This is a genomic window from Natronobacterium haloterrestre (assembly GCF_900112205.1).
GTDB lineage: Archaea > Halobacteriota > Halobacteria > Halobacteriales > Natrialbaceae > Natronobacterium > Natronobacterium haloterrestre.
Window position 1 is genome coordinate 92,666 of sequence record NZ_FOKW01000007.1, and the last position, 24,401, is coordinate 117,066.

The following is a 24,401-nucleotide window of genomic DNA, read 5'->3' on the forward strand; positions in this document are numbered from 1 at the left end:
GGGTGCTCCGAACCGACAGCGGGACCCTGCCGGGCGGCCACCCCTACGCCCGCGTCGGCGACGGGCCGCGGGCGCTGGTCGTCCTGCCCGGCTTCGAGGACTCGATGTTCCAGGGAGTCTACCCGCCCGTCGCCGGCTGGGCGCTCGCCCCCTACTTCGCCCGCTACCTCGACGAGTACACAGCGTATCAGGTCAGCCGCCCGCGCGGGCTGCCGGCCGGCTACGACGCCGCCGACGCGGCCGAGGCCCACGCCCGCTCCCTCGAGGCGATCGCCGACTCGCACGAGCGCGTCGACGTCGTCGGCATCTCGATGGGCGGGCTGATCGGCCAGGCGCTCGCCCGCCGCCACCCCGAAGTGGTCGACCGGCTCGTACTCGCCAACAGCGGCTGCCGACTCGCGGAGAGCGCGCGCGGGAGAACCCGCGAGTTCGAACGAGACGCCCGCGAGGGCGACTGGGCGTCGATCCGCTCGAAGCTCGCGGCCGATATGTACTCCGACGGGCGGGCCGTAACGTATCCACCGACGATCCGGACGATCGGGCGGTTCCTCCTCCCGCGACCCGCCGAGCCCGCGGACGTATGGCGCTCGCTCGAGTTCGTCCTCGGGTTCGACTCGCGCGGGGACCTCTCCGATCTCGAGCAGCCGACGCTGGTCTTCGGCGGCGAGCGGGATCCCTATTTTACGCCGGCAATCCTCCGCGAGACGGTCGAACGCGTCCCACGGGCTGACCTCGAGCTCCGGCCCGGCGCGAAACACGGGGCCTTCCACGAGCGGAAGGCGGCGTTCGACTCCCGTGTTCGGTCGTTTCTCGACGGGACGCCGGCCGCTCGGGAGGGGGAAGATCCGGCACTCGAGGCGGACGGCGGCCGGTAGTCGCCGACGGGTTTCGGATCCCGACTCGGAACCGTCGGCTACAAGACCGACCGCGTCGAATCGCGGGCCGTGCAACTCGAGTGCGTCTTCTTCGGGCCGTTCCGCGACGCCGTCGGCGAGAAGACGGTTCACCACGAGGTCGAGGGTGAGGCCGAACCGGACGCCGATCGGGTCACCGTCGGAACCCTCCTCGCGGACCTCGAGGCGACCTACCCCGACCTCGAGGGGGAACTGCTCGCGGACGACGGAACCGCGACCGCCGGCGACACCGTCGTCACCGTCGACGAGCGCAACGTCACCCACCTCGATGGGCTCGAGACCGAACTGGACCCGTCGTCGGTCGTCCGGATGATCCCGTCGGTCTACGGCGGCTGACGGCGAGGGTCAGTCGTCTGCGGGAGCGGACTCCGGGGCCCGCGAGTCGGGGACGGTCCCGTCGGCCGTCCAGCCGCGGGCGTCGTAGTACTCCGCGACGGCCTCCTCGAGGTCCGGGATCTCGTAAGGAAGATCGTCGTCCGCACGGTCGAAGCCGCGCTGGTTGTTGAAGTGGCGTTCGAGCGTGACCGTCCTCGCGCCGACCTCGAGCAACTCGTCGTAGTCGGCGTCGAACAGCGTCTCGAGGCGCTCGTCGGTGACGTAGTCGCTCCCGAAGGCACAGACGACCCCCGAGTCGCGGAACGCGGCGTAGTTCTCCTGCTCGACGAGCGTCTCGGCCTTGCCGAGCGTCCCCTCCGGATCGAGTTCGCCGCTGTACTCGAGGGAGAGCATGCTCGCGTACATGTGGTCCGCGCCGCGGTTCGCGACGGCGTAGGACAGTCCCTGCCCGTGGAGCACGCGGCCGTCGTGGGCGGCGAACTCCATGCCCTTGACGGTGTAGTTGTCGACGCCGAGGTCGTCGTGACAGCGGTCGACCCCCTCCGCGAGCAGATCGCCGATCCCCTCGCGGTAGGCGATCTTCTCGGTGATCTCGTGGGCGAGGTCGGCGTTGCCGAACTCGTCCTCGCTGTCGAGGTACGCGGCGACCGCGACGCCCGCGGAGATGGTGTCCATCCCCAGCCGATCGCAGAGTTCGTTCGACTTCATCACGTCGACGACGTCGCCGACCCCCTGCAGCGAGCCGAAGGAGTAGACGGTCTCGAACTCCGGCCCCTCGGTCTCGAGGCCGGTCTCCTCGTCGCGGGTCGGGAGTTTACAGGCGTAGGCGCAGGCCGAGCACGCGCCTTTCTTGTACTTCTTCTCCTCGACGGCGTTGCCGCCGATCCCCTCGACGTCCTCGAACTCGTAGTCCCGGAAGTACCGCGTCGGCAGCGAGAAGTTGTCGTTGATGAACTCCGTGCCGCCTGTCGTCCCCTGGCGGCGCATCCGGTCGTCAGAGGTCGCCGCTTCCCGGTGGATCTCCGACTCCGGCGGGTCCGGGATCTCGACCTCGAGTTCGGGCGCGGCGTCGCCCTCGAAGGTGACGCACTTGACGTTCTTCGCGCCCAGCACCGCGCCGAGACCCCCGCGGCCGAACGCCCGCGAGTCGAAGGTCATCACGGACGCGAACCGGACCAGGTTCTCGCCCGCGGGGCCGATGGCGATGCAGTGCTCGGGTCCGAGGTCGTGTTCGGCCTCCATGTAGTCCGAGGTCTCCGGTACCGTCGCCCCCTCGAGTTCGGGCACCTCCTCGAACTCGACGCCCGAGTCCGTGACGTGGACCGCGAGCAACTCGTCGCTCTCGCCGACGACCTCGAGGACGCTGATGCCCGCGTCCACGAAGTTCCGCGAGAGGTAGCCGCCGGCGTTCGTCGAGACCAGCCCGTCGGTCAGCGGCGAGAGGCCGGTCATGTTCATCCGCCCGGTAAACGACATCGCCGACTGCTGGAGCGGTCCCGTCGAGAGGTACGCCCGGTTCTCCGGGCCGAACGGGTCCGCGTCGAACGGGATGCGATCGTGGGCGAGCGCGGTCGCGAGCGCGCGGCCCCCCACGTAGTTCTCGAGCAGGTCCTCGATCTCGGTCTCGGTCGCGGTCCGCTCACCGACGTCGACGGTGAGCAGTGGCCCAGCGGCGTGAAGCATACTGGGTGGGTGGGACGTACGATCCCTTAATACATCGGCTGTCGGCGAAGCGGCCGGTCGGTTCCGACGCAACGCGGGCCAGCCCGAGTGCGTCGGTGATCGAGCGTATCAGTCGTCGTCGGCGTCCACCGCGACGACCTCGCCGCCGACCCTGCGCTCGAGGAAGTCCGAGAGCAGCCGGAAGGTGCGCAGTTTCTGCTCCTGGTCGGTGGAGGCGTGGCCCTCCTCGCCGAGTTCCTCGTACTCGAAGTCGCCGTCCTCGCCGCCCTCGTAGCCCAGTTCCTCGAGTCGGTCGCGGAACAGCCGCGCCTGGGAGACGGGAACGCGGCTGTCGTTGACCCCGTGGACCAAAAGCAGCGGGGCCGAGAGGTTCTCGGCGTGGGTGATGGGCGAGCGCTCCTCGTAGAGGTCGGGGTTCTCCTCGGGCGTCCCGAGGTACTTCTCCATCAGTTCGACGCGGTAGTGAGGCATCGTCGTCTCGTACTGTTCCTCGAGGTCCGTCAGCCCGATCCAGGCGATGCCGGCGTCGTAGAGTTCGGGATACTGGACGAGCTGCCAGTACGCGGAGTAGCCGCCGTAGGAGCCGCCGAAGACGGCGACGCGGTCCTCGTCGACCCAGTCGCGTGTCTCGAGGACGTGTTCGACCGCGGTGGCGACGTCGCCCTGCTCGGCGCCCCCCCAGTCCTCGATGAGTCGTTCGACGAACTCGCGGCCGCGGCCGGTCGAGCCCCGATAGTTGACCTGCAGGACCGAGAAGCCCTGCGCGGCCAGCACCTGCACGTAGAGGTTGAACGATTTGTCGTCGCGGCCCCGGGGTCCGCCGTGGGGCATGACCACCAGCGGTGAGCGACCGGACCGGTCGCGATCCTCGTCGGAACTGCGCTCCGACGGCGGCGACGGCCGCTCGCCCGAATCGTACAGCAGACAGCCGATCTCGAGTTCCTCGGAGGGGTCGTGATCGACCGCCTCCGCGGGCGTCTCCGGAACGCCGTCCGAATCGACGGTGAAGTACTCGGCGTCGGCGAAGTCGTCGCGGTCGAAGGGGCCGTACTCCGCCTCGAGCAGCGTCTCGTACCCGTCGTCAGCCAGATCGTAGACCAGCAACTCGGGCCGTTTCGTCGGCGTCGTGTGGACGAGCAACAGTCGGTCGTCGTCCAGACAGACGTCGTTCGGACCGATGCGACCGAACGACGTCACGCCCTCCGGAACGTCGAGTTCGCGACCCTCGCCGCTCTCGAGGTCGTAGACGACCGGGACCGTGACGGCGTCCCGGGTGCGCAACGCGAGGACGCGCTCACCGTCGGGCAGGAACGTGATCGGCGTCTCCTCGTACTCGTCGCCGCCGAACCAGACGGCTTCGTCGTCGGCGAGGTCGTACACTCCGACCCGGCCGAGATCCGGCGTGTTGTCGGAGACCAGTAACCGGTCGCCGTCGGGGCCCCAGTCGACCGGCATCGATTCGGCGCCGACGTCGCCGATCTCGAGGTTTCCGGGATCGGAGCCGTCGGCGTTCGCGACGTAGACGTCCCGGTTGTCGAAGTCGTCGGTCTCGTTCGTCGAGTACGCGATCCGGTCCCCCGACGGCGAGAACGACGAGCCCCAGACTGCCCGCTCGTAGTCGGTAAGCTTCGTCGTCTCGCCGTCCGCGAGGTCGTGCCGGTAGACGTTCATCTGGCCGTCGCGGTTCGACCCGACCAGCAGTGCTTCGCCGTCCTCGCTGACGTCGTGGAGCGTCACCTGTCCGTCCATCTCGAGGACGGTTTCGACGTCGCCGTCCCGCGATATGGCGAAGATGTCGTTCTGCTCGTCGCCGCCCTCGTCGCGGTGGAAGTAGACGCGGTCGCCGTCCGGGTCCCACTTCAGATACCAGCGGGCGTTCCGAGGGACCTCGCCGTCCGACCACTGCTCGAGATCGCCGGTCTCGGCGTCGATGACGTGGAGTTCGTTGCGTCCCGTGATATCGTAGTAAACGGCGACCTCGTCGCCGTCCGGCGAGACGACCGGGTGGGCGACGGTCGGGAGGTTCGCGAGTTCCTCGAGCGGATCGTCGACTGAATCGACCATACCGTCGGCTCTCACCGAACGCACGTAAAGTTTCGAGCACCGGCGAACGACGATCCGGCGGCGAAACCGGGGTTCCAGGGCGGTACTGCCGTCCGGTGATCACGCCGCGACCGCGGCCGACCACTGCCCGCCCGCGCTCGAGAACGGGGCCCGGAAACCCCGCGACGACGCCGAGATCCCACAAATCCTTTTGACCGCACGGCTCCTATGTCGAACCATGTACGTCCGGGACGCGAAAAACAGGGAGGAAGTCTGGCTGCTCGATCACATCGAGGAGATGGGGCTCGACGAGACGGCGTTCCGGTCCCGGGACTACGTCATCGCCATCGACGAGGAGTCCGGCGAGAAGGCCGGCTTCGGCCGGATCCGCATCCACAAGGTCGAGGACGACGATGACGACCGGGACGAAGTCTGCGAACTCACGAGCATCGGCGTCCTCGAGAACTGGCGCGGCCAGGGCGTCGGCGCCCACATCGTCGAACGGCTGATCGAGTACGCCGGTGACGACGGGTTCGACACCGTCTACGCGCTCACGAGCGAGGGGGGATACCTCGCGCAGTTCGGCTTCCGCCGGATCGAGGAGTCGTCCCTGCCGGCCCCGCTGCAGGATCGACTGTCGGACAAACGCGACGGCGTGGATCCGGACGCGGTGCCACACGCGATCGACGTCGATCGGTTCCGGATGCCCGAGCGACTCCGGGAGGCGTTCAAGCACGCGCCCGAGGGCCGCGACGAAGTCTCGAACGAGGAATCGGCCGAGGACTTCGGAATCGACGCCGATTCGGCGACCTACAAGTACGATACGGGTCGGTAGTCGCGCCGGCGGCAACCGTAGCGTCGGATGGGATCGGATCCGATCTCTCCTCTTTGCTACCGTGTCCTCGCTCGTCCGCCCCGATCAGCGGCCGCCTCTCGGCTCGCAGACTGCGGCATCCGACGGACTTGCGGCCGCGGGCGCTCGAGGCCGGGCAAACCTGGTACGTACATCAACCTTGAAGCCACCTCGCCTCTTCGGTAATCATAATGTTCGATTCCGACGAACTCGAGGAGATCCGTGCCAGCAAGGAGGAGTGGCACGAGGAGGAAGTCGAGCCGGTCCTCGAGCGCTTCGGGGAGCGCAAGGAAACGTTCACGACGGATACGGGCGGGCAGGAGGTCGATCGGCTGTACACGCCCGACGACGTCGCCGACCTCGACTACGAGGAGGACCTGGGGAACCCGGGCGAGCCGCCGTACACGCGCGGGGTGTACTCGACGGGGTATCGCGGTCGGCTGTGGACGATGCGCCAGTACGCCGGCTTCTCGACGCCCGAGGACACCAACGAGCGGTACCACTACCTCCTCGATCAGGGCCAGACGGGGCTCTCGATGGCCTTCGACCTGCCGACCCAGATGGGGTACGACTCCGACGACGAGATGGCCGCGGGCGAGGTGGGGAAAGCCGGCGTGGCGATCGACTCGCTTTCCGACATGGAGACCGTCTTCGACGGCATCCCGCTGGACGAGGTCTCGACGTCGATGACGATCAACGCGCCCGCCTCCGTCCTGCTGGCGATGTACATCGCCGTGGGCGACAAGCAGGGCGTCGACCGCGAGGAACTGCGCGGGACGATCCAGAACGATCTCCTCAAGGAGTACATCGCCCGGAACACCTACATCTACCCGCCCGAACCCTCGATGCGGATCATCACGGACATCTTCGAGTTCTGCGCGGCGGAGACGCCGAAGTTCAACACCATCTCCATCTCGGGGTATCACATCCGTGAAGCCGGCTCGACAGCGGCCCAGGAACTGGCCTTCACGCTCGGCAACGGCATCGAGTACGTCGAAGCCGCCCTGGAGGCGGGACTGGACGTCGACGAGTTCGCCCCACAACTGTCTTTCTTCTTCAACGGCCACAACAACATCTTCGAGGAAGTCGCCAAGTTCCGCGCCGCACGCCGGATGTGGCACGACATCATGGACGAGCGGTTCGACGCGGACGATCCCAAGTCCAAGCAACTCAAGTTCCACACCCAGACCGCCGGCTCGATGCTGACCGCCCAGCAGATCGAGAACAACGTCGTGCGCGTCGCCTACCAGGCGCTCGCGGCCGTCCTCGGGGGCACCCAGAGCCTGCACACCAACGGCAAGGACGAGGCCCTCTCGCTGCCGACCGAGGAGTCCGTGCGAACGGCTCTCCGGACCCAGCAGATCCTCGCCCACGAGTCCGGCGCTGCAGACACCATCGACCCGCTCGCGGGGAGTTACTACGTCGAGTCGCTGACCGACGAGGTCGAGGCGGAGGCCTACGAGATCCTGGACGAAGTCGAGGACCGCGGCGGCATGCTCGAGGCCGTCGAGCAACAGTGGGTCCAGCGCCAGATCCAGGACACCGCCTTCGACCGCCAGAAGGAGATCGAGGAGAAAGAGCGGGTTATCGTCGGTGTCAACGAGTTCGAGATCGAAGACGAAGAGCCCGAGATGGACGTCGAAGAGGTCACCGAGGAAGACGAGCAGCGACAGATCGACCATCTCGAATCCGTCCGCGCGGAGCGGGACACCGAAGCGGTCGACGCGACCCTCGAGGCACTGCGGGACGCGGCGCGGGGCGACGACAACCTGATGCCCTATATTATCGACGCGGTGAAGGCGTACGCGACGGTCGGCGAGATCTGTAACGTCATGCGCGACGAGTTCGGCGAGTACCAGCCGGGCAGCGCGCTCTGAACGGCGGGTTCCGTTCCGTCGATCCGGTTCGGTTTTCGATCCCTCGCGGCCGAGCTTTGAATACGCGAGCCGTGCTCTCGAGGCGTATGGACATGCCCCTCTCGACTGCGACCGTCTCGGCCGGCGGGGCCGAGGTTCCGGCACTGGGATTCGGCACTGCGCGGATGACGGGCGAGGAGTGTCGTCGGGCCGTCGAGACCGCCCTCGAGGTCGGCTACCGTCACGTCGACACCGCCCAGATGTACGACAACGAGGCGGCCGTCGGCGACGCCATCGCCGCCAGCGACGTCGATCGCGAGGAGGTCTTCGTCGTCACCAAGGTCCACCCGGACAACGCGGCCCGCGAGGACGCCCTCGCCACGACTCGAGCGAGCCTCGATCGGCTCGGGCTGGCGACCGTCGATCTCCTCCTGTTGCACGCACCGAGCGACCGCGTCCCGCTCACGGAGACCCTGGGCGCGATGAACGACCTCCAGTCGGAGGGCGTCGTCGATCACATCGGCGTCAGTAACTTCACCGTCGGCGGCCTGGACCGCGCCCGCGAGCTCTCGGAGACGCCGATCGTGACCAACCAGGTGAAGTACCACCCCTATCACGGCCAAGCGGACCTGCTCGAGTACTGCGCCGAGCACGACGTCTGCCTGACGGCTTACAGCCCGCTCGCGGAGGGTGCCGTGCCGGGCGACGATCGGCTCGCGGAGATCGGCGATCGGTACGACAAGTCCGCGGCCCAGGTCGCGTTGCGCTGGCTGATTCAGCAATCCCCAGTCACGGCGATTCCGAAGGCCGCAAGCCCCGCACACATCGAGGCCAACGCCGAGGTGTTCGACTTCGAACTCACCGCGGACGAGATGGCGGCCGTCGCCGACCTCGAGGACGACGCCTGGGAGCGGCTGGCCGCGACGCTCGGCCTGCGGTGACTCCCGACGGGGCCGCCGCTACCGGCTACCGGCTACCGGCTATCGGGTATCGACTACCGGCTACCGGCTATCGGCTACCGGCTACCGAAGCCGCACCGCAGTCCCGTAGGCCATCACTTCGGAACCGCCCTCGGTGATCTGTGAGGTCTCGAGGCGGACGTTGACCACGGCGTCGGCGTCCATCCGCTCGGCGTCGTCCTCCATGCGGACGATCGCCTCGTCGCGGGCCTTCGAGAGGAGTTCGGAGTATCCCTTGAGTTCTCCCCCGAGGACATTGCGCAGCCCCTGGGTGATGTCCCGGCCGACGTTTCTCGCCTCGACCGTATTCCCCCGAGCGATACCGAGCACTTCGACGATTTCCCCATCGGGGACGGTTTCGGTGTTGGTGATGTACATTGGCCGGTTTTTCGGGAGGAAAACCGATATACGTTCCGCGCGGTTTCTCGGCTGGAGAACGCGCGCGAGCGAGTACGCACACGGAACCCTCGAGTGACCCGTCGCGTCGCGAACGACCCCATCGTATTTAGGACCCATCTTCGAATGATCGACCATGCACTTCGATCACGCGGGCATCGCGACCGACGACGCCGCCACGCTCGCGGAGCTGTACGGCGACCTGTTCGGCCTCGAGACGGTCCACGAGGAGGTATTCGACGGGATGCGCGTCGTCTTCCTCGAGTGTGGCGACGGCTACTTCGAACTGCTCGAGCCGATCACCGAAGGGACGATCTCGCGGTACCTCGAGGAGAACGGGCCGGGGATCCACCACCTCGCGCTCGCGACCGACGACATCGAAGCGGGACTCGAAACGGCCCGGGAACACGACGTGTCGCTCATCGACGAGGAACCGCGTTCTGGCGCGTGGGGGCACACGGTGGCCTTCCTCCATCCGAAGGATACGGGCGGAATCCTGCTGGAGCTGGTCGAACACTGACCCGGTGAGTGTCGTCACTGCTGGGGTACGTGTACTCGTCGCCGTCGGGAGTCCTCGCTCCCCGTCGCAGTATCACACAAGAAAACTGCTCGAAACCGAAACTACTCGAGTCCGAGTTACAGTCGGGTGACGTTGGTCGCCCGGGGGCCCTTGGGGGCCTGTTCGATGCTAAACTCGACGTCCGTTCCCTCTTCGAGGTCCGGGCCGCCAACGTCTTCCATGTGGAAGAATACGTCGTCGTCCGCGTCGTCCGTCGAAATGAAACCGTAACCGCCTGTGTCGTTGAAGAAATCAACGTTACCTTTCGCCATTGCTTCTAAAGGGAGGGGACACCCGCGGATAAGGGTTCCGTGAGTCGAGTGCACACGAGGCTCGACGCGTCGGCCGCTCCCTCGCTCGAGCCGCATCCCCGACGAGTCCGGTGGAGCGGGTACCAAACCCTTTGGCGCTTCGCGCCCACGGGGCAGTATGAGTCTGTTCGAGAGCCTCGGCGAGAAAGTCGAACGGTTCAAACAGGAAGCCGAGGCAGCGCGGGACGAGGCGACCGGGAGTGGGGACGAAGGTGAGAGCGAGAGCGAGAGCATGAGGGAGGCCGACTCCGACTCGGAGTACCGCTGTCTCGAGTGCGACGCCGAGTTCCGCGACGAACGGGAGGCGTGCCCGAACTGCGGCGCGGAGGCCGTCGTCTTCGACGGCGAGTAAGCTACCCGAAGTTCTCGATCAGCGCCTCGTCCGGATCGCCGCCCGCGTCATCGATCGCGTCCGCGACGAACGTGACGAACCCCTCGAAGCCGAAGGCGTAGAGCTGTCCGGCCTCGTGGTGGCGTTCGATCGCCTCGGCCAGTTCGTCGTCCGCGTCCCCGTCGACGACGCGGACCGTTGCGCCGTCCGCCTCGAGGGCCTCGAGTCGCTCCCGGTGGGCGGGTTCGTCGTCCTGGTAGATGACGACCGCATCGTGGCCCGCCTCGTGGGCCGCCTCCGCGATGGAGACCGCGGGACCGACGCCCGGACCGCCGGCGACGGCGACGACGTCCTGATCGCGCTCGTAGGTGATCGTCCCGTAGGGGCCGTCGACGTGGACCGTCTCGCCGCCCTCGAGGTCGGCGAGCCAGGGCGAGAGGTCGCCCTCGGGGTCGACGCCGACGGTGAGTTCGAACGTCTCCCCGACCGACGGCGACGAGAGCGTGTAGTGGCGCTCCAGGACGTCGTCTTCGTCGTCACCCTCGGGGGCGGCCCGCAGCAGCACGAACTGTCCGGGGAGGGCGTCGAACTCGTCGGGCGTCTCGAGTTCGAGGGCGACGGTATCCGATCCGACCTCGCGTACGGATTCGACGGCAACTGGCGTTCCGGCTATCTCCATGTCGATCGGTTGGCCGGGGAACTGAAAAGGCGTTCCGTTCTGCGTTGAATCCGCTTCGGGACGTGAAGTTTGACTCGGCCACGAGTACCCGGTACTGGGGGGATAGGCTTTCAGAAGCCTTTTTAGCGGCTGGAGGCAAGCCTCTCGATAACATGGTTGAGGACCTCAACTGGGCGATCGGAGGCGAGGCCGGGGACGGTATCGACTCCACTGGCAAGATCTTCGCCCAGGCGCTTTCCCGCGCTGGACGGCACGTGTTCACCTCGAAAGACTTCGCGTCTCGAATCCGTGGCGGGTACACGGCCTACAAGATTCGGACGTCGGTCGATCAGGTTCAAAGCGTCGTTGACCGCCTCGACATTCTCGTCGCGCTCACCCAGCGCACGATCGACGAAAACGTCGACGAACTACACGAGGGCAGCGCCGTCATCTACGACGGCGAACGCTCCTGGGAGGCCGAGATTCCCGAGGAAGTCACCGGCGTCGACGTTCCGCTGAAATCCATCGCGGAGGAGGCCGGCGGCGCGATCATGCGCAACACCGTCGCGCTCGGTGCAGCCTGCGAGATCACCGGCTTCGACGTCGAGTACCTCGACGAAGCCCTCGAGAAGCGCTTCGGCGGCAAAGGCTCCAAGATCGTCGAGAACAACAAGGAAGCCGCCCGCAAGGGCCAGGAGTACGTCCGCGAGAACTACGACGTCGACCTCGGCTACGACCTCGAGACGACGGACAACGACTACGTCCTCCTGAACGGCAACGAAGCGATCGGGATGGGCGCGCTCGCCGCCGGCTGTCGGTTCTACGCCGGCTACCCGATCACGCCCGCGACGTCGATCATGGAGTACCTGACCGGGCGTATCGAGGACTACGGCGGCCACGTCGTCCAGGCCGAGGACGAACTCTCCGCGATCAACATGGCGCTGGGTGCCGCCCGTGGCGGTGCCCGATCGATGACCGCGACATCGGGTGCCGGGATCGACCTCATGACCGAGACGTTCGGGCTCGTCGCCCAGAGCGAGACGCCGCTGGTCATCGCCGACGTCCAGCGCTCCGGTCCCTCGACCGGGATGCCGACGAAACAGGAACAGGGAGACCTCAACATGGCGCTGTACGGCGGTCACGGTGAGATCCCGCGGTTCGTCGTCGCGCCGACCTCGATCACCGAGTGCTTCTGGAAGACGGTCGAGGCGTTCAACCTCGCCGAGAAGTACCAGACGCCGGTGTTCCTCGTCTCGGATCTCGCGATGTCGGTCACCGAACAGACGTTCCCGCCGGAGGCCTTCGATATGGACGAAGTCGAGATCGATCGGGGCAAACTCGTCGACGACGACGAGGTCGACGAGTGGCTCGACGCCCAGGGCCGGTTCCGCGCCCACGCCGTCACCGAGGACGGCATCAGCCCGCGTTCCATCCCCGGCACCGAGGAGGGCGCTCACATGAGCACCGGCCTCGAGCACGACGAACTCGGCCGTCGGACCGAGGACCAGGACGAACGCGTCCAGCAGGTCGACAAGCGCTACCGGAAAGTCGAGACCGCCCAGGAACGGGAGGACTGGGACTACCGCGAGTTCGGCGACGAAGACGCCGACAACCTCGTCATCTCGTGGGGCTCCAACGAGGGCGCGCTCGCCGAGGCGCTCGACTACCTCGAGGAGGACGTTCACGTCATCTCCGTGCCGTACATCTTCCCGCGGCCGGACCTGACCGAGGAGATAGAGGCCGCCGACGAGGTGATCGTCGTCGAGGCGAACGCGACCGGGCAGTTCGCCGACCTCCTCGAACACGACGCACTTACACGTGTGAAACGCATTAACAAGTACACCGGCGTCCGCTTCAAGGCGGACGAACTCGCCGAAGAGATTTCCGAACAACTCTCCGCGGAGGTGCCAGCATAATGAGCTCCGACGTCCGATTCACAGACTTCAAATCCGACAAGCAGCCGACCTGGTGTCCCGGATGCGGCGACTTCGGGACGATGAACGGCATGATGAAAGCCCTCGCCGAAACCGGCAACGATCCCGACAACACCTTCGTGGTGGCCGGGATCGGCTGTTCGGGCAAGATCGGGACCTACATGCACAGCTACGCGCTGCACGGGGTCCACGGTCGCGCCCTGCCGGTCGGGACCGGCGTCAAGATGGCCCGCCCCGACATCGAGGTCATGGTCGCCGGCGGCGACGGTGACGGCTACTCGATCGGTGCCGGTCACTTCGTCCACGCCGTCCGACGCAACGTCGACATGTCCTACGTCGTCATGGACAACCGCATCTACGGGCTGACGAAGGGCCAGGCCTCGCCGACCTCGCGGTCGGACTTCGAGACCTCGACGACCCCCGAAGGACCGAAACAGCCGCCGGTCAACCCGCTCGCGCTGGCGCTCGCTTCGGGTGCCTCCTTCATCGCCCAGTCGTTCGCCTCCGACGCCCTGCGCCACCAGGAGATCGTCCAGAAAGCGATCGAGCACGACGGCTTCGGCTTCGTCAACGTCTTCAGCCCCTGTGTCACGTTCAACGACGTCGACACCTACGACTACTTCCGGGACAACCTCGTCGACCTCGAGGAAGAGGGCCACGACCCGACCGACTACGAGGCCGCCAAGGAAGTCATCCTCGACAGCGACAAGGAATATCAGGGCGTGATGTACCAGGACGAGAACTCCGTCCCGTACCACGAGAAACACGGCGTCACCGAGGACATGTCCGAGATTCCGGACGGCGCACCCGAAGACGCGATGGACCTCGTCCGCGAATTTTACTGAGGTCTTCAGCACTCTCGAGTCGATTTCGTCTCGTCTCGTCTCGCCTCGCCTCATCTCGTCTTCTCGTTCGACCAGCACACGTCCTGACGACCCGAGAGCCGATTACCCTGTAATTCGATACTCGGTCTCTTATCCCTCTTCTAGTTGGATGATGTAGTATTTGTCGAACGTAGTCCGATACAGTTTGCAATGCGAATATAAAACAGCAATTTATTTGGATGGGTTACAGACAAATGTATTTTGACTTTATAACGGAACGGATATCATGTTCTTGGGGTCGCTTGAACCCATATAGGAGTACACGATCGGTCATCAGGTGTGTAACCAGCCGAATCGTTTTACGATTCCCGCCGGCACGGTCGGCCCGCGTCAGCCGTCACTCGAGGGCGGCACTTCGTGTCGTTCTCGAGTGTGCTCTGGAGCGGGAATCCGGGAACCGCACGTACTTGTCGCCGGACCACGAACGTCACGGTCGAATGGCCGTCTCGGAGTATCTCCTGGTGCGGACGCTTCACGTTCTCACCGCGTCCCTGTTGACCGGTGGCACAGCCCTCCTGTGGCTCGCATTTCGCGTCGACGACGTCGCAGTAGCGCTCCTGACGTGGTTCGAAGGATTCTTCTGGGCTGGGGCGGGGCTGATCGTGTTCACCGGATTGGGGAATCTCGTCGCGTTCGGCGTTCCGGGCCCGGGAACCACTCGAGGGGCGGCCCTGTCGATCAAACTCGGCGTGATATTCGCTCTCGTCGTCGGCTCGCTCGTCCGGACGTTCGCCGTCGCTCGCTACGGTCGTGCGGACGTCCAGGCCGTCAACGAGGACGACGACTGGCTCCGGCAGCTATACGCCGCCACCGGCTGGGGCCTCGCTGCGATCATCGTCCTCGCGGGGGTGCTCGCGCGTGGTCTCTAGGTGGCGCGCACTCGAGGTCGTCGCGACCGCCACGGCGGCGCTCGCGATGGTCGTCGTCTCTGCTGTCCTCGCCGGTCACGTCAATGGCGGACTGACGGACGTCTTGCTCGAGATCGACACTCCGACGGCGGGCATCCTGTTCGGCTACCTGTGGCTGTTGACGCTGGTGGCGGCCGCTGATCTCGAGATTACGCGGCACGAGCCGGCCGATGGCTCGTCTCGCGGCCCGTTGCGGGCCGTCGGCTGGACCGCTGGTACAGGGGCCGGCATCGCACTGGTGTATTTGACCGTCGTGTTCATCGTCGGGTTCGTCGCGCCGGGGCCGGGATCGATCGATCCGGGTTCGGTCGCTGTCGGACGGGTCGTCGGAGGAGGGACTGCAGCCGGGGCTGGGATCGGGGGCGTCGCGGGCGCGATTCTGCACGGTTGTGACCGCGCAGCGGCGGCCGTGACGACCGTCGAGTCGCAGCGGAACGAGTGACAGGGATGTGCGTCGGACGGGATTACCGCGGCGGTAGAAGAACCACGAACGTTTTTTCCGTGACGCCCGAACTGCGAGCCGATGACCTCGGATAGCGACTTCGACGGAGCGTCGACTGGCGGCTCCGGTGCGACCCCGAACCGCCGTCGCTTTCTCGCGTTGAGCAGCCTCGGCGCTTCGGGACTTGCAGGCTGTATGGACCTCGGCGGCGAGACCGACGACGGCGCGGGTCCCGACTCGCTGGATGGCGATCCGCAAGCGGCCACCTCGAGCGGCGAAACCCGAACCGTGACGATAATCGTGCAACCGGATCCCGACGGGCTCTGGGAAGCTCAGCGAGAGATCTCGAGCGCTCTCGAGGACGGCGAACTGGATCGAGAGGAGGCGGAACGAGAACTCGCACAGCGGGAACAGGAGCTGATCGAAGCGGCGATCGAGGACGCGAGTAGCCGCATCGACGAAGTCGGTGCGACGGTACTCGATACGGTCGAGCGCGAGGGCACGCTGCTCGTCGAGGGTGAACCGCTCGCGATGGTCGATTTGCTGGAGACGCCGTCGATCTCTGCGATCCTGTCGGAAAGCCGGTTCGAACGGGCACAGCGTCGGGAAGAGGCTGGTGAACGTCCGACCGACGGGATCGAGCCGGACGACCCAGCGACGAACGAGTCGGTGTCCGAATCCGAATCCCAGAGTAGCGACGACTAGAACGGTGAGGAAGGCGACGACGGAGGCCGAGAAGAAACACGGAGACGAAGACGAAGGATAGCGTCGTACTGCCGCAACCGAGTATCCCCCGTCTCTCTCGAGTCAGTCCGCGCTTTCTTCGTCGTCGGTCTCACCGGCGGTGGCTTCAGCCGGTATCTCATCGGGAACCGTAACGTCGACCTCGTCGTGGTCGGTAAACGTCGTCTCGACGGTGACGATCGCGGGCTCGCCGCCCTGGCTCACCTGCATTCGCATGTCGGTTCCGTAGAGGGTGTCCGTCTCCGTATCGATCAGGACGTAGTAGGCGAACTCCTCGAGACTGGTTGTAACGTGGCCCGAACCGTCGATCCCCGCGAGTTCCGTCTCGCGTTCCTCGGAGACGTTGAGTTCGTACATCGTCGTCTCGACGCCGTCGACGGTCTCGGTCCGGATCGGTTCGAACGTCGCGTTCTCGAAACTCCCGGTCGCCGACTCGAGCCGATGGGTCTCCGTCCAGTTACCGTTCTCCGTTCGCACCCACTCGCCGTCGTCGTTCGTGTACCGGGTGTCTTCGAGGACGTATTGTTCGGTTTCGGTCGTCCGTGGATCGGTCCCGACGTGTGTTTCGGTCGTCATCGTCAGGTGGGCCCGTCGGCTAGTCACGTCGATGGCCCCGTCGATAGTCGTCGTCTCGTTGACCATCGCCGCCCGGAGCGTCCGCTCTACTTCGACGTGATAGCTCTCGGTAGCCTCGACGTTGGTCTCGAGCGCGCCGGCGTCGACGTCGACATCGCTCTCCTGAGGGTCGTCCTCGAGAAAGCCGATGCTCCCCGTACAGCCGGCGACGAGGAGGAGACTACAGACGACGAGCACCGCTCCGATGGGACGAATCGCTGACGCCACAGTGGCCCACGATTCGGGTGACCGATTCCTAAACCTTTCTTTCCCCGGGCTCTGGCGAGTCGCCCCTGCAGTCCGGACGGTCCGACAGCCCTTCCGCTTGTGGCCTCGACTCGTTCACCGACGACCCACACTCTCATTTAAAAACCCGCCATATGTCCGAAACCGTCGAAATGAGCTTCAAAACTCAACGAGACGGGGTTCTACGCCGGTGGGAACCCCCCGAATATTTATACGATGCCCGGCGAAACTCGAACCCGCATGGGGTATAGTCGACAGCTGCTACTGCTCGTAGCCATCAGTCTCCTGACCGTCGCTGGTGCGGGAGCTGTGGCTGGGGCGGACGCTACTGAGGCGCATAGCGCTGAACCGGTGGTCGAGGGCGATGTCGCCCCACAGGTTCAGGAAGACGACGACGAAGAAGACGATGAAACGGAGGAGTTGCCGGTAGAGCCTCCGACGGAAGAATCACACCCGGGCTACGAATACATCCAGCAGGAGGGTGACACCGAAGCGAAGATCGAGCTCGGCGAACAGTTGTACTTCGATCCGCGGATCTCCGAAACGGGGACGATCTCGTGTAACACCTGCCACAATGTGATGGAAGGCGGGGACGACAGTCGGCCGACGGCGATGGGAGTTCACGGACAGACCGGTCCGGTGAACTCGCCGACGGTCTGGAACTCCGGGTTCCACCACACCCAGTTCTGGGACGGTCGCGCCGACACCCTGGCCGACCAGGCCGAAGGTCCGATCGTCGCCGACGTCGAGATGGGCATGCCCGACCACGAGGCCGCACTCGACCGCGTTCGTGCCGTCGACGGGTACGTCGAACAGTACGAGGAAGTGTACGGTGACGAAGTCGAGAGCGACGATCCCGAGGATCTCGTCACGCTCGAGCACACCGTCGACGCGATCGCGGCCTACGAGCGAACGCTCGTGACGCCGAACAGTTCCTACGACCAGTACGTCGAGGGTGACGCGGACGCGCTGACCGAACAACAACTCGACGGCATGGAGTCGTTCCAGGAACTCGGCTGTCAGAGCTGTCACTCCGGGCCAATGTTCAGCGGTCAGTGGGACGACCCCGAGTCCGGTGAGGGCGTCTACCAGCGCCACCCGACCTTCGAGGACAACCCGCAATGTGAGGAGTACGTCGAGGAGTACGACCTGATGGAGAATCCGGGTCGTGCGGGCGTCACTGACGACGAGGCCGACGAGTACATGTACAAGGTGCCGACGTTGCGAAACGTCGAACACACCGCACCGTACATGCACACGGGCGAAGTACCGACCCTCGAAGAGGCCGTCCGCGTGATGGCAACCTGCCAGCTCGACGAGGAGCCGTCCGACGAGGAGGTCGAAGACATTACCGCCTTCCTCACGAGCCTGACGGGCGAGTACCCCGAACAGGAGATGACGCGGCTTCCGGCACCGAGCGGCGAATCGATGATCCCGGCGGACGCTGACGCCGAGTTCGAGGATATCGAGGAAGAACCTGAAGAGGACACAGACCAGGTCGAGGCCGATGGTGGCGACGGGATTCCCGGAATGACCATCGCCACGGCGGTCATCGCACTGGCGATCGCGACTGCTACAGCACTGGTCGGCTACACCCGACGCCTCGACGAATAGGCGACCGTCCTCCCTTTTTTGGGAACGAACGATAACTCTTTCAGCAGCCGATCCAAACCACGAGACGTCCGACGAATGACTCCCCGGAAGCTCCTCACGATAGTCGTTCTCATCGCCGTGCTGGGGTTTGGCTACTACTCGATGAACGCAGCCCCGGTCCTCAGCGATCACGACTACACCTACCAGGGCGGGATCGAGTGGCACGAGGATCCCGACGAGGCGATCGCCGTCGCCGAGGAGCAGGACAAACCCGTCCTCGTCTACTACTGGACGACCTGGTGTACGTACTGCCAGGAGTACTCCGACAACCATTACCAGAACGAGGAGATACGCGGCGAACTCGACGAGTACGTGCTCCTCGCGATCAACCTCGACGAGCCCGGGCCCGGTGCATCCCTCGCTTCCGAACACGAGGCGGCCTACCCGCCACAGCACGTCATCATGACCGCCGACGGCGAAGAAGTGTCCCGACTCGGCGGCTACGTCGAGGAGGACCGATTTCTGGAGGAGCTCCGGAGCGGGGCCGATTCGGCATAGTTAACGCCAAAGTGATAGCCAGAGTCAATGATACCGAACACACTCACACCCGGAACGCTGTTGATCGCGATCGCAGCGTTCGCGAGTAGTCTCGCGGCGATTCTCCTGTTGTACGGCTACGTCTACCGAACCGACGAACTCCGACCCGTGACACTCGTGGCCGCCAGCACGTCGACCCTCTCGCTGGTCGTCGCCCACACGTACCTCACCTACCAGTTCGTCGTCGGCGATTACACCAATGCGTACGTCTGGCAGAACTCTGCAGACTACCTCGCGCTGCTTTACCGCCTGACAGGTCCGTACGCGAATCACGAGGGATCGATCCTCCTCTGGGCGACCTTAACTGCGGTCGTCGCCACGTGGACGGTGTACTCGAGTCGGTTCGAGGGCCGGGGAGCGAACCTCGCACAGTCGATCTCGCTAGGTATCGTCGCTGCCTTCGCGACCATGCTCGTCGCCCAGAGTCCCTTTACCCCGATCGAAGTCGCGTTTCCGGACACGCCAGCGGGATTCGTCCCGCCGGACGGTGACGGCCTGAACCCGCTGCTGGTCGATCCCTGGATGGCGATCCATCCACCGATCACGTTCAGCGCCTACGCGCTGTTGATCGTTCCGTTCGCGCTCGGAGTTACGCACTTCGTCTCCCTGTTCCGGGGTGAAGACAGCGTCTTCGACGAATGGCTCGGGAGCATGCGCCAGTGGCTGCGAGTCTCCTGGCTGCTGTTGACCGCGGCGATCGTCTTCGGCGGCATCTGGGCCTACGGCGTCCTCGGGTGGGGCGGCTTCTGGTCGTGGGACCCCGTCGAAACCGCCGTGTTGATCCCCTGGCTCGCACTGACCGGCTCCCTGCACGCGATCAACCGCTACGGCAAGACCGGCGAGTATCCGATCTTCGCGCCAGCGTCGGCGACGCTCGTTTTCCCGATCGTAACCTTCGCGACGACGGTCGTTCGCAGCGGGGTCTTCCGGAGCGTTCACTCCTTTGCAGCGGGCGGGATCGGAACCGGCATCCTGTTCCTGCTCGGCGTCACTGGAACGACGGCGATCGCTCTTCCGTTCACCTACTGGTTCCTCGAGGCAGAGGAGGGGAGCCGAGATGCCGACGAGCCCTGGCTGAGCCGCCGTACCGTCTATCACGGAGCCGTGCTTGCCTTCGGCGTCCTCGCCTTTGTTTCGATCTGGGGGCTGTCTTTCCCCGTGATCCGCAACGCTGCGACCGGTGTCGAGGTCAGCGTCGGTCAGGACCACTACAACCTCTGGAGTTATCCCGTCGTCGTGGTGGGTCTGCTGGCGGGCGGGATGTACGCGCTGCTCGATCTCCGACGGCGAAAGCTGGCGATCGGCGCGACGGCGGCCGTCGCGGTTTCGACCCTCATCGCGGCGTTTATCGCCCCCTCGGCGAATTGGTACCTGAGCGATCCCGCTGCCCACGATCCACTCGTCTATCGGATCGTCGGTTCGGTCAGCGTCCTTTCGATCGTCCCGCCAGCGGCGTATTTCGCGGGTTCGTGGATCTGGCGGTACGTCGACCGAATCCGGGGCGTCCCGTCGAGAACGTTCAAGATCCGCGAGACGGGGATCGTTCTCACTCACGTCGGCGCTGCGATGTTGATCGTCGCTGTCTCTTTCATCTACCTGTTCTCGACGTCGGCATCGGTCGCAGTCGTCGGAATCGACGATGCCGGGACCGACCCGGAACCGATCGTCGAGGAGTCGCCCGACGGCGAATACGAAGTCCACGTGAGGAACTACGAGACCGTCGAAGAACCGACGATAGAGGAGGCGGCACGGAGTCCCGAGGAGGTACTGGCCGTCGACGAGGACGCCTCGCTGGTTCGGGGGGAGATAACCGCCATCGATTCGATCGACGGGACCGCGATCGCCCGGCTCGAGGACTCGAGCGTCTGGCTCGCGGGTGCCGACGACTCGCTTTTCGAAGAAGGGGACGAAGTCATCGCCCGTGGGACCGTTTTCGAGGGGGAGACGGCGGCAACGGACGCCCAGGCGTTCGTCTACACGGACGCTGACAACATGGGCCCGGTGTCGGATCCACCTCGTGACGTCCACACGCCGCGAGTGACCTCGCACGAACTCGACGTGACGGTCTACGAGGGTGGCGAGCGCGTCGCCGAAGGGACGCTCGCCGAGCAGGAGTACCTGCACTCACAGATGAACACCAACGATGCCGTGATCGAACGCGGGATCGCCGGCGACACGTACGTCGTTGGGTCGATCGACGAACGCAGCGCGTCCATTACTATCGACACTTACCCGCTGGCGAACCAGATCTGGTTCGGTGTCGTACTTATGATCGTCGGGATGACAGCGGTGACGCTGGCTGACAGTCGACGCGACCAGTAACGAGCCCCGTCTTCGCTATTCTTCGACGATGTACTCGAACGTCATCCAGCCCGCAAGCAGGACGAGCAGGTCGTAGGTCACCAGGATCCGGAACCACGCCGAGGTCATCCCCTCCGAAAGTCCGGGGGCAGTCAATGCCGTCCCCGAGAGGATGGTCGGGATAACAAGCGGGACGAGCAGGACCGGCAGTAGCGATTCCTGTAACTGGGAATGGAGCATAAGGATCGACAGCAACACGCCGACAGCGCTGAACCCGAGCGCGGCAAGTGGGACGACCAGCAACACCGTCGTGAGCGTCGCCATGTCGAACGCGTAATCGAGGAAGACGACGACGAATCCCAGGCTCAGGAGCCCGATTCCGGTAATAAAGACCGTCGAACTCGCGACTTTCCCCAGGTAGATCGCCGACCGGTCGACCGGCGCAAGCAGCAGGCCGGCGATGGCCTCGTTTTTCCCCTCGAGCGCGACGGCGTGGGACATGCCGACCGCACCGCCGAAGACGACGGCCAGCCACAGGGCGCCGCGGGCGAGCACGTCGCGAGAGCCGACCTCCTCGCCGAAGACGAACGAGAAGACGACGATGATGAGCAAGGCGAACACGAAAGCGGCGTTCGTCGTCTGCTTGCTGCGGGATTCGACCAGCAGGTCCTTGCGGGCGATGGTGTAGACGACCCGGAGGTAGTCCCCGATCATCCGTCGTTTGGCCCTCCGTCGTCGCCGGGTCCGCCTGAGCTTTCGGTTCCCGTCCCCACAGCCGTCGACCGCGTCGGAACCGCCGTCGCGCTCGTTACCGCCCGCGGTTCGCCGCCCGTACAGCGTCGTTCGTACTCCTCGAGCACGTCACTCGCACCCTCGAACGCCGTCGTCTCGAGGTCGCCTACGAGGCGGCCGTCGTTCATGAACAGCGCGCGATCCGCCAGCCGGTAGCCCCGCTCGAGATCGTGTGTTGCCGCGAGGACGGTCCGATCCTCGAGATCCTCGAGGACTGCCGCGACGCGTTTCAGCGAGGTCTGGTCGAGCCCGGTGTAGGGTTCGTCGAACAACAGGAGATCGGGGTCGTGGACGAGTGCCCGGGCGAGCGAGACGCGCTTGCTCATGCCGTGGGAGAAGCCGCTGACCCGTTCGCCCCCGCGGTCGGCGAGGCCGACCGTCTCGAGCAGCCCGTCACAGACCGTCGCGTCGACGTCGTGTAGTCGGGCGTGCAACCGGAGGTTTTCCCGTGCCGTGAGTTCCTCGTAGAGCATCGTCTCGTGGGCGACGACGCCGAGCCGAGAGCGAACCGCCGCGTTGCCGCCGACCAGCGGCTCGCCTTCGATCTCGATCTCGCCCTCCGTCGGGCGGGACAGCGACGCGAGCATCCGGATGAGCGTCGTCTTTCCGGCGCCGTTGGCACCGAAGAGGACGACCGTCTCACCGGCATCGAGAGTGAAAGAGACGTCGTCGACGCCGACGTGCGTGCCAAACCGCTTTGTCACGCCGGAGACGGAGACGAAAGCCATTGCCCGACGCTTGGCGGACGCATGACTTAAGCATTGTAATTCCGTACTGTCGCTCGATGGAGCTACCGACGCTGTCAGTCGTTCTCCTGGCTGGTGCGGCCACGATTCTGACGCCGTGTTGTCTCCCCCTGTTGCCACCGCTGCTATCGGGCAGCGTCGGTCACCGTCTCCGCCCCGTGGCGATCGTCTCGGGCAGCCTGCTTTCGTTTATCCTGCTCGGCGTTCTCGTCGGTACTCTGGGTTCGTTTTCGCCGGAGACGCTTCGTGCGCCGGCGTTTCTGGCGATCGTCGCATTCGGCGCGGTGATGGTCGACGACGACCTGCACGGGATCTACTCGCGATACGCCTCGCGACTCTCGAGTACCGCCACCGAACGCGTCGCTGCGCTCGACGAGCAACGACACCCGCTCGCGTCGGCGTTCTCGCTCGGTCTCCTGCTCGGGGTGATCTGGCTGCCCTGTGTCGGCCCCGTACTGGGTGCCGTCCTCGCGTACGCCGCGACGACCGGGGCAGCACTCGAGAGCGGTGCGTTCCTGTTCGTCTACGGCGTCGGGTTCGCGATCCCGCTTTTGGGCGTCGCCTACGGCGGCAAGATAGCGGGCCGGTCGATCGCGGACTACCTCGGGGTACTCGGCCGGCGGGACGTGGTTCGGCGGGCGGTCGGCGTCGTCCTGCTCGTGACCGGCGTCGCCCTGCTGTTCGAGGCCGACCGGGTTTTCCTTTCGGCGCTGTACTGAGGACCGAGACTGCTAGCTGATATCGCGCCGAAACGGAATGCGGCGTCTGGAGGTGTAATTCCGCCCTGGTCGCGCCGAGACCGTGCTGGAGTCGACCGACGTCAGTATCCGCCTCGTCCTGGCCGCCCAGAACCGCCGTCGAGGTTCCGCCATACACAGATCACCCGGTTCGGACGAGCGGGCACTGTCCCGACGACTCGAGCGAGAGTGTGCTATCCCCATCGGTCGGTCCGAAGGTCCGGGGAGAACGTGACGACAGACATTCCTACTGTGTCGCGACTGGCGAAGGTTTGATGTGACGACGCCCGGAAGGGAGACGTAATGGATCGGAAAGTAAAGGTAGTGGTCGGTGGCGTCGGTATCGCCGTTCTCCTGGCGATCCTGGCGACCACGACGATGGGATCGGCCGCCCAGTTCGTCACCCCGACCGATCTCGCGGAAACGGACGACCACGACGATACCGTCGTCAAACTCGAGGGGCAGGCCGTCAACGTCGACGATGGCGATCCGATCACCTTCGAAGTCGCGGACGAGAACTACACCAAGCCGGTGACCTACGACGGCGAGATGCCCGAGACCATGTCCGACGGCCGGGTCGTCGTCGCCGAGGGGTACTTCGACGGCGAGGAACTCGAAGCCGACGACCTGACGGTCAGGGCTCACGAGGGCGAACATCCCGAGGATCACCCCGCAACCGAGACGAACGAAACGTCCGAGCACCTCGAGGACCACGCCACGACTGACGGGAACGAAAGCGACGAAGGCGGTGAACACGACGGGACCGATAGCTAGCTCGAGTCGTCCGCTTTCGACGCCGACCGCTGTTTTCGTATCCACAATCGAAGTTTCCGATAGCGTACTTTTTGTTCCCGATTTCTCACTGTCGATTCCTGAATGCGGATAACGAGGGCGGTTTTTAATTAGACGGCTCCCCGAGTACCCCCCATGATACAGGGGATCGACGGAACGTCGATCGATCAG

At 65.3% G+C, this 24,401-nt stretch carries 25 protein-coding genes; 17 read left to right on the forward strand and 8 right to left on the reverse strand.

What is annotated here, in order from left to right; all coding sequences use genetic code 11:
• The first annotated feature begins 2 nt into the window (after positions 1 to 2).
• Positions 3 to 875: an alpha/beta fold hydrolase gene (locus BM113_RS14050; RefSeq protein WP_089788696.1), complete on the forward strand. Its 873-nt coding sequence runs from the start codon at positions 3 to 5 to the stop codon at positions 873 to 875.
• 69 nt (positions 876 to 944) lie between these two features.
• Positions 945 to 1,250: a MoaD/ThiS family protein gene (locus BM113_RS14055; protein WP_089788697.1), complete on the forward strand. Its 306-nt coding sequence runs from the start codon at positions 945 to 947 to the stop codon at positions 1,248 to 1,250.
• 9 nt (positions 1,251 to 1,259) lie between these two features.
• On the opposite strand, the gene BM113_RS14060 is transcribed toward BM113_RS14055, so the two are convergent.
• Together BM113_RS14060 and BM113_RS14065 are read right to left on the reverse strand one after the other, a co-directional pair.
• Positions 1,260 to 2,933: an aldehyde ferredoxin oxidoreductase family protein gene (locus BM113_RS14060; protein WP_089788698.1), complete on the reverse strand. Its 1,674-nt coding sequence runs from the start codon at positions 2,931 to 2,933 to the stop codon at positions 1,260 to 1,262.
• A gap of 108 nt (positions 2,934 to 3,041) precedes the next feature.
• Entirely contained in the window at positions 3,042 to 4,997 is a 1,956-nt protein-coding gene (locus BM113_RS14065; RefSeq protein ID WP_089788699.1) for a S9 family peptidase, read from the reverse strand.
• Positions 4,998 to 5,214: 217 nt separating this feature from the next.
• Here BM113_RS14065 and BM113_RS14070 point away from each other — a divergent pair, with 217 nt between their 5' ends.
• The 3 genes from BM113_RS14070 (at position 5,215) to BM113_RS14080 (ending at position 8,626) form a co-directional block, all read left to right on the forward strand.
• Complete coding sequence (locus BM113_RS14070; RefSeq protein WP_089788700.1) at positions 5,215 to 5,811, forward strand: GNAT family N-acetyltransferase; 597 nt, start codon at positions 5,215 to 5,217, stop codon at positions 5,809 to 5,811.
• A gap of 209 nt (positions 5,812 to 6,020) precedes the next feature.
• Positions 6,021 to 7,706 carry an acyl-CoA mutase large subunit family protein gene (locus BM113_RS14075; protein WP_089788701.1) on the forward strand — a complete coding sequence of 562 codons (1,686 nt, stop codon included), beginning with the start codon at positions 6,021 to 6,023 and terminating at the stop codon, positions 7,704 to 7,706.
• 86 nt (positions 7,707 to 7,792) lie between these two features.
• Positions 7,793 to 8,626, forward strand: coding sequence for an aldo/keto reductase (locus tag BM113_RS14080; RefSeq protein WP_089788702.1), 834 nt, complete (start codon positions 7,793 to 7,795; stop codon positions 8,624 to 8,626).
• A gap of 81 nt (positions 8,627 to 8,707) precedes the next feature.
• On the opposite strand, the gene BM113_RS14085 is transcribed toward BM113_RS14080, so the two are convergent.
• A complete protein-coding gene (locus tag BM113_RS14085) occupies positions 8,708 to 9,022 on the reverse strand; it encodes a YbjQ family protein (protein WP_089788703.1) in 315 nt (104 codons plus the stop codon).
• Between the two features lie 154 nt (positions 9,023 to 9,176).
• Here BM113_RS14085 and mce point away from each other — a divergent pair, with 154 nt between their 5' ends.
• A complete protein-coding gene (gene mce, locus BM113_RS14090) occupies positions 9,177 to 9,560 on the forward strand; it encodes a methylmalonyl-CoA epimerase (protein ID WP_089788704.1) in 384 nt (127 codons plus the stop codon).
• 116 nt (positions 9,561 to 9,676) lie between these two features.
• On the opposite strand, the gene BM113_RS14095 is transcribed toward mce, so the two are convergent.
• Positions 9,677 to 9,871, reverse strand: a complete 195-nt coding sequence (locus BM113_RS14095; protein WP_007141848.1) for a cold-shock protein — start codon at positions 9,869 to 9,871, stop codon at positions 9,677 to 9,679.
• A 157-nt stretch (positions 9,872 to 10,028) separates the two neighbouring features.
• On the opposite strand from BM113_RS14095, the gene BM113_RS14100 reads away from it, so the two are divergent.
• Positions 10,029 to 10,262, forward strand: coding sequence for an FmdB family zinc ribbon protein (locus BM113_RS14100; RefSeq protein WP_089788705.1), 234 nt, complete (start codon positions 10,029 to 10,031; stop codon positions 10,260 to 10,262).
• A gap of 1 nt (position 10,263) precedes the next feature.
• On the opposite strand, the gene BM113_RS14105 is transcribed toward BM113_RS14100, so the two are convergent.
• On the reverse strand, positions 10,264 to 10,920 hold the full coding sequence (locus BM113_RS14105; protein WP_089788706.1) for an FAD-dependent oxidoreductase: 657 nt from the start codon (positions 10,918 to 10,920) through the stop codon (positions 10,264 to 10,266).
• Positions 10,921 to 11,072: 152 nt separating this feature from the next.
• Here BM113_RS14105 and BM113_RS14110 point away from each other — a divergent pair, with 152 nt between their 5' ends.
• The 5 genes from BM113_RS14110 to BM113_RS14130 all read left to right on the forward strand — a co-directional run bounded on the left by BM113_RS14110 (position 11,073) and on the right by BM113_RS14130 (position 15,772).
• Positions 11,073 to 12,815 carry a 2-oxoacid:acceptor oxidoreductase subunit alpha gene (locus BM113_RS14110; RefSeq protein ID WP_089788707.1) on the forward strand — a complete coding sequence of 581 codons (1,743 nt, stop codon included), beginning with the start codon at positions 11,073 to 11,075 and terminating at the stop codon, positions 12,813 to 12,815.
• Positions 12,815 to 13,678: a 2-oxoacid:ferredoxin oxidoreductase subunit beta gene (locus BM113_RS14115; protein WP_089788708.1), complete on the forward strand. Its 864-nt coding sequence runs from the start codon at positions 12,815 to 12,817 to the stop codon at positions 13,676 to 13,678. Before BM113_RS14110 ends, BM113_RS14115 begins: the two co-directional genes overlap by 1 nt.
• Positions 13,679 to 14,154: 476 nt before the next feature.
• Entirely contained in the window at positions 14,155 to 14,586 is a 432-nt protein-coding gene (locus BM113_RS14120) for a DUF2214 family protein (protein ID WP_007141843.1), read from the forward strand.
• Positions 14,576 to 15,067 carry a DUF7965 family protein gene (locus tag BM113_RS14125; RefSeq protein WP_089788709.1) on the forward strand — a complete coding sequence of 164 codons (492 nt, stop codon included), beginning with the start codon at positions 14,576 to 14,578 and terminating at the stop codon, positions 15,065 to 15,067. Before BM113_RS14120 ends, BM113_RS14125 begins: the two co-directional genes overlap by 11 nt.
• Positions 15,068 to 15,148: 81 nt before the next feature.
• The gene (locus BM113_RS14130) at positions 15,149 to 15,772 is read left to right on the forward strand and encodes an ATP synthase subunit B family protein (RefSeq protein ID WP_007141841.1); all 624 of its coding nucleotides are present in this window, start codon (positions 15,149 to 15,151) and stop codon (positions 15,770 to 15,772) included.
• Between the two features lie 102 nt (positions 15,773 to 15,874).
• On the opposite strand, the gene BM113_RS14135 is transcribed toward BM113_RS14130, so the two are convergent.
• The gene (locus BM113_RS14135; RefSeq protein WP_238593282.1) at positions 15,875 to 16,654 is read right to left on the reverse strand and encodes a hypothetical protein; all 780 of its coding nucleotides are present in this window, start codon (positions 16,652 to 16,654) and stop codon (positions 15,875 to 15,877) included.
• 369 nt (positions 16,655 to 17,023) lie between these two features.
• On the opposite strand from BM113_RS14135, the gene BM113_RS14140 reads away from it, so the two are divergent.
• The 3 genes from BM113_RS14140 (at position 17,024) to ccsA (ending at position 21,184) form a co-directional block, all read left to right on the forward strand.
• The gene (locus tag BM113_RS14140) at positions 17,024 to 18,286 is read left to right on the forward strand and encodes a cytochrome-c peroxidase (protein WP_007141839.1); all 1,263 of its coding nucleotides are present in this window, start codon (positions 17,024 to 17,026) and stop codon (positions 18,284 to 18,286) included.
• A 75-nt stretch (positions 18,287 to 18,361) separates the two neighbouring features.
• Positions 18,362 to 18,823: a thioredoxin family protein gene (locus BM113_RS14145; protein ID WP_007141838.1), complete on the forward strand. Its 462-nt coding sequence runs from the start codon at positions 18,362 to 18,364 to the stop codon at positions 18,821 to 18,823.
• A 27-nt stretch (positions 18,824 to 18,850) separates the two neighbouring features.
• A complete protein-coding gene (ccsA, locus tag BM113_RS14150) occupies positions 18,851 to 21,184 on the forward strand; it encodes a cytochrome c biogenesis protein CcsA (RefSeq protein WP_089788710.1) in 2,334 nt (777 codons plus the stop codon).
• A 15-nt stretch (positions 21,185 to 21,199) separates the two neighbouring features.
• Here ccsA and BM113_RS14155 read toward each other — a convergent pair whose 3' ends face one another.
• Together BM113_RS14155 and BM113_RS14160 are read right to left on the reverse strand one after the other, a co-directional pair.
• Positions 21,200 to 21,877 (reverse strand): heme exporter protein CcmB, encoded by a 678-nt coding sequence (locus BM113_RS14155; protein ID WP_089788711.1) that lies wholly within the window; start codon positions 21,875 to 21,877, stop codon positions 21,200 to 21,202.
• Positions 21,874 to 22,683: an ABC transporter ATP-binding protein gene (locus BM113_RS14160; RefSeq protein WP_089788712.1), complete on the reverse strand. Its 810-nt coding sequence runs from the start codon at positions 22,681 to 22,683 to the stop codon at positions 21,874 to 21,876. Before BM113_RS14160 ends, BM113_RS14155 begins: the two co-directional genes overlap by 4 nt.
• Positions 22,684 to 22,739: 56 nt before the next feature.
• Between BM113_RS14160 and BM113_RS14165 the strand changes: the two genes are divergently transcribed.
• Together BM113_RS14165 and BM113_RS14170 are read left to right on the forward strand one after the other, a co-directional pair.
• Positions 22,740 to 23,420, forward strand: a complete 681-nt coding sequence (locus tag BM113_RS14165) for a cytochrome c biogenesis CcdA family protein (protein ID WP_029601656.1) — start codon at positions 22,740 to 22,742, stop codon at positions 23,418 to 23,420.
• A gap of 321 nt (positions 23,421 to 23,741) precedes the next feature.
• On the forward strand, positions 23,742 to 24,212 hold the full coding sequence (locus BM113_RS14170) for a cytochrome c maturation protein CcmE domain-containing protein (RefSeq protein WP_007141833.1): 471 nt from the start codon (positions 23,742 to 23,744) through the stop codon (positions 24,210 to 24,212).
• The last annotated feature ends 189 nt before the right edge of the window (positions 24,213 to 24,401 follow it).